This window comes from Aequorivita sp. CRS11 (genome assembly GCF_059693805.1).
The window spans coordinates 557,902-564,090 of sequence record NZ_JCATIG010000003.1 but is presented as its reverse complement, the minus strand read 5'-3'; the positions used below and the strand labels follow the sequence as shown (position 1 = coordinate 564,090).

General features: G+C 43.1%; 7 protein-coding genes. 3 read left to right on the top strand and 4 right to left on the bottom strand.

All coding sequences use genetic code 11. The features are described 5' to 3' along the window. Nucleotides 1–130 precede the first annotated feature (130 nt). Nucleotides 131–625 (bottom strand): hypothetical protein, encoded by a 495-nt coding sequence (locus AC58DT_RS08570; RefSeq protein WP_497216451.1) that lies wholly within the window; start codon nt 623–625, stop codon nt 131–133. Nucleotides 626–940: 315 nt separating this feature from the next. On the opposite strand from AC58DT_RS08570, the gene AC58DT_RS08565 reads away from it, so the two are divergent. Then, on the top strand, nt 941–1,396 hold the full coding sequence (locus tag AC58DT_RS08565) for a Na(+)-translocating NADH-quinone reductase subunit F (RefSeq protein ID WP_497216450.1): 456 nt from the start codon (nt 941–943) through the stop codon (nt 1,394–1,396). A gap of 21 nt (nt 1,397–1,417) precedes the next feature. Beyond that, the gene (locus tag AC58DT_RS08560) at nt 1,418–2,128 is read left to right on the top strand and encodes a TVP38/TMEM64 family protein (RefSeq protein ID WP_497216449.1); all 711 of its coding nucleotides are present in this window, start codon (nt 1,418–1,420) and stop codon (nt 2,126–2,128) included. Between the two features lie 61 nt (nt 2,129–2,189). On the opposite strand, the gene AC58DT_RS08555 is transcribed toward AC58DT_RS08560, so the two are convergent. From AC58DT_RS08555 to AC58DT_RS08545, 3 genes are all read right to left on the bottom strand, one after another. Then, nucleotides 2,190–2,690: a pyridoxamine 5'-phosphate oxidase family protein gene (locus tag AC58DT_RS08555; RefSeq protein WP_497216448.1), complete on the bottom strand. Its 501-nt coding sequence runs from the start codon at nt 2,688–2,690 to the stop codon at nt 2,190–2,192. 95 nt (nt 2,691–2,785) lie between these two features. Further along, entirely contained in the window at nt 2,786–4,066 is a 1,281-nt protein-coding gene (locus AC58DT_RS08550) for a PQQ-dependent sugar dehydrogenase (RefSeq protein ID WP_497216447.1), read from the bottom strand. Nucleotides 4,067–4,087: 21 nt separating this feature from the next. After that, nucleotides 4,088–5,482 (bottom strand): NAD-dependent succinate-semialdehyde dehydrogenase, encoded by a 1,395-nt coding sequence (locus AC58DT_RS08545; RefSeq protein WP_497216446.1) that lies wholly within the window; start codon nt 5,480–5,482, stop codon nt 4,088–4,090. Between the two features lie 123 nt (nt 5,483–5,605). Between AC58DT_RS08545 and AC58DT_RS08540 the strand changes: the two genes are divergently transcribed. After that, a complete protein-coding gene (locus AC58DT_RS08540; protein WP_497216445.1) occupies nt 5,606–6,184 on the top strand; it encodes a GNAT family N-acetyltransferase in 579 nt (192 codons plus the stop codon). Nucleotides 6,185–6,189 lie beyond the last annotated feature (5 nt).

Genomic DNA, 6,189 nt, shown 5'->3' with positions numbered 1-6,189 from the left:
ACCATAAAGTGATGTGTTGAAACCAAAAAAGTGGGGTGTAAATGCGTTATTTTATACAAAATTCCACTTCAGAACAGTTGCAAAAAAACGGGAACAAATCCCCGTTCTTCCTTAGGTGGGTTATGGAAGTTTAAATTTCCATCTCCGGTTCAGATACCGGCCTAGCACCCCCTTGATTTTGAAACCTAACTTTAAGCCTATCATAACTGGCCTGTGCACCGGGCACACCGGTGCGCGCCATTACCTCAAACATACCATACACGGCGGTGGCCATGCCGTAGCTTTCATGGCCCGCCACACGCAGTAGGTCATCCAGCCGCTGCACAATATTCAGCATACGGCTTTTTATGCTTTCCACTTGTTCAAAAAGCTCTAGGTCCGTTGCCAGCAAGCTTCTATCAAAAACAGGGGGAATGGTGACGGTGGTATTGATCGTCATCTCATCCAGCACCTCTTCGGCAAAAACTTTGTTGTCCACGCTTATAGCGTTGAAGGTACGGCGTTGCTCATCGGTTAGGGTAGCATCTGGTAGGGCAGACTCCACAGCAGTTAGGGCATCTGTGATTGCAGTCATAGCCAGTGGGGCCAGGATTTCATTTACAAGGTTTTGGTTTACATTACTCATAATGGTAAAAGTTTAAATTGTTAATAATTCCAATTTTCGGAAAAAAACAAAAGCCAGTCAACGGGGGAAATCCCCCTTTTTTTTGAAGGGTTTTTCCTATACGGAAAATTCAACTAATTGATTATCAATAATTTTTTTCAAGGGTAAATTTTAACTTAAAAAATAGCCCGACAAAAAAGTTTCCGGAAAGGGGCATTGGGGGTGAAAAAATGAGTACGCAGCACCTTATTTTTTCATTTTACTAAAAAATTCAAAAAATCGGGGGCTTTCTTTCTAGGTTTTAGTAATTTCATAAGAAGTAAAAAATCAGCGCTTATGAAAACTTCAAAAAGACTGGACCACGCCCTGCAAAGACTCTATACCGCCTTTCACAACAACACCCTAAACCCTGAATGTGCCAAGCAATGTGCGGTGGGCAATATCTGCAACAATACCGATAGCTGGAAGCATCTGAGCGATACCCACGGGTCGCTGCAGTTAAACTACGTGGGGCTGGTACATGAAAGATTGGGACGCAAGTTTAACGGCTACACCCCTTTGGAACTTTTACAGATCGAGGCCGAATTTTTAAAAGGCTGCGGCTACACCCTGCCCCTGCACCATAAAAACGAAAGACCGAAAAACCCCACCTCCAAAACTACACTCTTTAAAGGGCTGAGCGTCGCCATTGCATTTCTTTGCACACTGGATGGAATACACAACCTAATGGACCCTACACAACTACTTAACTTTACGACAGAAAGAAAGCCGCAAGCAGAAGCTGTAAGCTAAAAAGTAAAAAACCTGCGCTTTATGCAAAAAAAGGATCTAGGCGAAATCTCCGTTAGAAAAAGTAAAGCGCCTCTTTACAGTTCTATTACCTTGATAATAGTCTTGGTGATCTGCTACTTTGCCATCCCCCAGGTCAATCAATTTTTAAATGAAGCCTGGGATGTACTCACCAGTAATGATGAGGCACGCATCAAGAACTGGGTAAGCGATTTTGGGTGGATGGGCCCCGTGGTGATTGTACTGGCTATGATCGTTCAGATGTTCCTGTTGGTAATCCCTTCCGTATTGTTGATGATTGTGGCAATACTGGCGTACGGCCCCTTTTGGGGAAGTTTAATTATCCTGATTGCCATTTTTTGCGCTTCTTCCATAGGGTATTTTATAGGGAAGTATTTAAGTATTGAGCTTACCGCTAGATTGTTGGGCAAAAAAACCACCCAGAAGATGACCGATTTCTTGAACGATTACGGGTTTTGGGCGGTGATGATTACGCGAATAAACCCTTTTCTCTCCAACGATGCCATCAGCTTTGTAGCAGGATTGCTGCGAATGAATTATTTTAAATTCATTACCGCTACCCTTATAGGCATAACCCCCCTAATATTACTGATAGCCTGGACGGGACGCGATATAGACTCGCTTAAAACGAGCTTGCTCTGGGGCTCGCTGGTGAGCTTGGCCCTGTTTGGCCTCTATATATGGTGGGACAAAAAACGAAAACATAAAAACTAAAAAAAATCCTTCCAAAAACAACTGCTGTCTCTGGAAGGATGTCATTAGGAAGGGGAGTAAATTATACCTTTAAATCGCCCTGTACGCCCAGATCGGGTTCGTTCCCCGTTATGGCGCCTTGGGCCATTTTTAAAAGCGAAAGTACCTTGCCGTTTTTGGTGTCCCAGTAATGGGCGTCTTCCGGTACCACTTTAATGGCGGTTATGTTGGGGTCGTCTTCGCCATCAAACCAGGCGTCGTCACCACTGCCATATAGTTCCTTTATTTTGTTTCGGTCTGTACTTATATGGGCACGGCCGTAAATGCTCAAAAACTCAAAGTTGCCTTTGTCTGCGTAAATAAGTTGGGTCCTGTTTTCTTTTTCAATGTGCTGATTGTGTGTGCTGGTTCTATTGCTGAGGAACCAGATGTTGCCCTCGTCATCCACTTCCTTAGTACTCATAGGCACCACGTGGAAAGGCTGGCTATTTAAATTGGTAGCCATCATGGTATAGTCAATGGACTCTGCCATCTTTTTTATTTTCTCTTTGGCTTCATTACTGTAAAGGTTTTTTGTGCTCATAGTTTTTTTATTTTGAAGATACTAAACAATGTGGCCACCCACTTTTAAGGAAATCATAAAGTTTAGTTTATTTCAGAAAACATTGAACAAAATGCCTATTCACCCGTATAGGCAATCCTCCAAATATGGTTTGTGGTATCATCGGTCATTAACATAGACCCATCGGGCAAAAGTGTAACGCCAACGGGTCTTCCCCTTACCTCATCTTCATTTGGGTCAATAATAAATCCTGTAAGAAAATCTTCCGGCTTTCCGGCAGGCGCACCATTCTCAAATGGAACGTACACCATTTTATACCCCGATAAAATGTCACGGTTCCAAGACCCATGTTGCGCTATAAAGGCTCCGTTTCTATATTTCTCCGGAAATGCATCTGCAGTATAAAACATCAGTCCCAAGGAAGCCGTATGCGGGCCCAAATCTACATCGGGCACAATGGACTCTTTTAGCTTTACATTGGGCGGAATGGGCACACGTGGATCATAATAACTGCCCCAATATATATAGGGCCAGCCATAAAAACCACCTTCCTTCACCGAAGTTAAATAATCGGGAACCAAATTATCACCCAGACCGTCCCGCTCATTTACGGTGGTCCAAAGAGTTTGTGTTGTAGGCTCCCAATCCATCCCAACAGGATTACGTAATCCCGAAGCATATACTTGCAGCTCACTGCCGTCAGGATTCATCATGAGTATGTTTGCTTTCATTACTTCGTGCTCCATTCCTTTCTCGCCAATATTATCACCACTACCCACGGCTATATATATCTTAGAGTTATCGGCATTGGCAATAATATTGCGCGTCCAGTGCTGATTGACTTTTCCTGCGGGGAGGTCGGTAATTTTCTCACCCTTGACGGTAATTTTGGTTTGTCCCGTTTTATAGGGATAGCGCAGTACTGCATCGGTATTTGCCACGTATAGCCAATCGCCTATAACGAGCATGCCAAAGGGCTGGTTAAGGCCTTCCTTTTTGGTAAGCAGTGTTTCCCGCACATCGGGATATCCGTTGTTATCTGTATCCCGCAGCAGCGTAATAACGTCGGCACTATTGGCTAGATTGTTGGAACCTCCGGCGCCTATAATTGTTGCGCCAATTTGTTTAAGAATTCCGTAGTTACTATTGCTTTCGGCTACAAGCACATCACCATTGGGGGTCACGTACATCCATCGGGGGTTTTGAAACCCATCTGCATATTTGTGAACCGTAAAACCGTTAGGCGCTTTGGGAGTTTCCCCTTCTTCCCAGCCTACTACATTGGAGTAATTTGAAACTGGTTTTGTGGCATAGGGCTCGGGCAGTTGTTTTTCTTTTTCATCTTGTGAAAAAAGTGAAAGTGGAAAAAAGAACAATAAGAGAAGATACCTTTTCATGATTGAAATATTTATAATTTATTAATTTTTAAGACGCATGATGGCCTTTTCATTCACAAATTCCTTCATCCCAAAACCGCCGTGCTCGCGGCCATATCCGGAATCTTTTACACCGCCAAAGGGCATATTGGGCTGTGCAAGGCCGAAACCATTGATAAAGACCATACCCGTATCAAAATGCTTGCTGGCCAGTTCCATGGCCTTCTTTTCATTTTTGGAAAAAATACCACCCCCCAGACCGTATTTACTATCGTTGGCAATACGCATGGCATCTTCTTCATCCTTGGCGCGGATTAGCGACGCTACTGGCCCAAAAAGTTCATCGTCATAAGCGGGCTGCCCAGGCTTTACATTCTCAAGAACCGTAGCAGGATAAAAGAATCCTTTGCCTTTTGGCATTTGGCCACCGCAAAGTATTTTGGCTCCTTTCTTCACGCTCTTTTCTACCTGTTTGTGAAGGGTTTCACGAAGGTCCTCTCGCGCCATCGGGCCAATTTTTGAATCCTTTTCGGTCGGGTCTCCGTGCTTAATTTTTTTCATCTGTTCCACATACGCATCACGGAATTCATCATAGACTTTATCTACAACCACAAAGCGTTTTGCAGCCACACAGGTTTCGCCATTGTTATAGATTCTTCCGCGTACGCACATTTTTACTGCCAAATTAATATCTGCATCTTCCAATACAATATATGCATCGTTACTACCCAGTTCCATCACCGTTTTCTTTAGGGCGGCACCCGCCTTTTTGGCAATGGCACGTCCCGCATCGGGGCTTCCGGTAAGGGTAACGCCCCTTACAAGTTTGTGCTTTATTATTTTATCGCTCTGGTCGTGGGTTATTTTTAAAACGGTAAAAAGATTTTTGGGCAGTCCTGCTTTTTCATAGATTTTTTGAAGCATCAATCCTGTGCCCGTTACATTTTCAGCATGCTTTAAAAGAATACCGTTACCTGCCATAAGGTTTGCAATAGAGTAACGCATTACCTGATACACGGGGAAATTCCACGGCTGTATCCCGTAAATAACACCTATGGGCGAGTTTGTAATAATACCCTTTCCGCCATCGGGAAGCTCGCGCTCTTCGTCCTTTAAATTGTCCGGGCCGTTGGCAGCGGTCCAATCACAGATTCCTGCACACAGTTCTATCTCCTGCTTGCTCTGTTTTAGCAGTTTCCCCATTTCGTTGGTCATCAATTTGGAAAGCTCTTCGGCGTTTTCTTTTAGTTCTTTGCCGATAGCTTTTATAATTTTTCCTCTTTCCTTATGCGAAACCATACGCCATTCCAAAAAAGCTTGGTGGCATTTTTCCACGGCCTCGTCAGCTTGCTTGTCGGTCATTAAGGGATATTTCTTTATAACTTTTCCTGTGGTGGGATTGATGGTCACCAATTCCTTTTGTTCTTCTTTGCTCATAGTTTTTTTCTTTTTGTTGAATATATTATTTTGAGGAAGAAGTGTGTCTTAAGAAACTGTTATACTTTTAGACTGCAGAAGAAAGAGTAGCTGAAATTTCTTCCAAATAATGATTTAAAAACCATGAAAACATTGCAAATAGCAAACATCCGTCCTGCCCGTCCCGAAGATTTTAGGCAAGTTGCCCCGTTAATCGTTCAGGCAATGGAAGATTTGGCGTGTACGTTTACAAACACAAACGCGCCCGAGAAATCGTATCCTTTGTTTGAACATTTCTTTCAAAAAAAAGCTAATCAATACAGCTTTGAGCATACCCTAGTGTATGAGGAAAATGACGAAATTATGGGCTCCATCACTTTTTATGATGGAAAGTTATTACCGCAATACCGTGCGCCTTTTCTTCAGCATATTGCGGAAAAATATAAAGTAACTGATTTAGTAATTGATGACGAAACCAACCCGGGAGAGGTTTATATAGACACGTTAAGTGTAGCCCCACAGCAGCAAGGAAAAGGAATAGGTAAAAAATTACTGGCTGCTGCCATACAACAAGCAAAGACAGAAGGCCATGAAAAAATCGGGCTTTTGGTGGATTTTAAAAACCCGAATGCCAAAAAATTATATGTGGGCTTAGGTTTTGAGAGTATCGGCACAAAAAAATTGGGCAGTAATGTATATGAGCATCTACAACGAGAATTGTAATTTGT

What these genes read in the sequence shown, in the direction of transcription:
- AC58DT_RS08550 (WP_497216447.1), bottom strand. Translation starts at nt 4,066, where the DNA reads ATGAAAAGGTATCTTCTCTTATTGTTCTTTTTTCCACTTTCACTTTTT.
- AC58DT_RS08555 (WP_497216448.1), bottom strand. Translation starts at nt 2,690, where the DNA reads ATGAGCACAAAAAACCTTTACAGTAATGAAGCCAAAGAGAAAATAAAA.
- AC58DT_RS08560 (WP_497216449.1), top strand. Translation starts at nt 1,418, where the DNA reads ATGCAAAAAAAGGATCTAGGCGAAATCTCCGTTAGAAAAAGTAAAGCG.
- AC58DT_RS08545 (WP_497216446.1), bottom strand. Translation starts at nt 5,482, where the DNA reads ATGAGCAAAGAAGAACAAAAGGAATTGGTGACCATCAATCCCACCACA.
- AC58DT_RS08540 (WP_497216445.1), top strand. Translation starts at nt 5,606, where the DNA reads ATGAAAACATTGCAAATAGCAAACATCCGTCCTGCCCGTCCCGAAGAT.
- AC58DT_RS08570 (WP_497216451.1), bottom strand. Translation starts at nt 625, where the DNA reads ATGAGTAATGTAAACCAAAACCTTGTAAATGAAATCCTGGCCCCACTG.
- AC58DT_RS08565 (WP_497216450.1), top strand. Translation starts at nt 941, where the DNA reads ATGAAAACTTCAAAAAGACTGGACCACGCCCTGCAAAGACTCTATACC.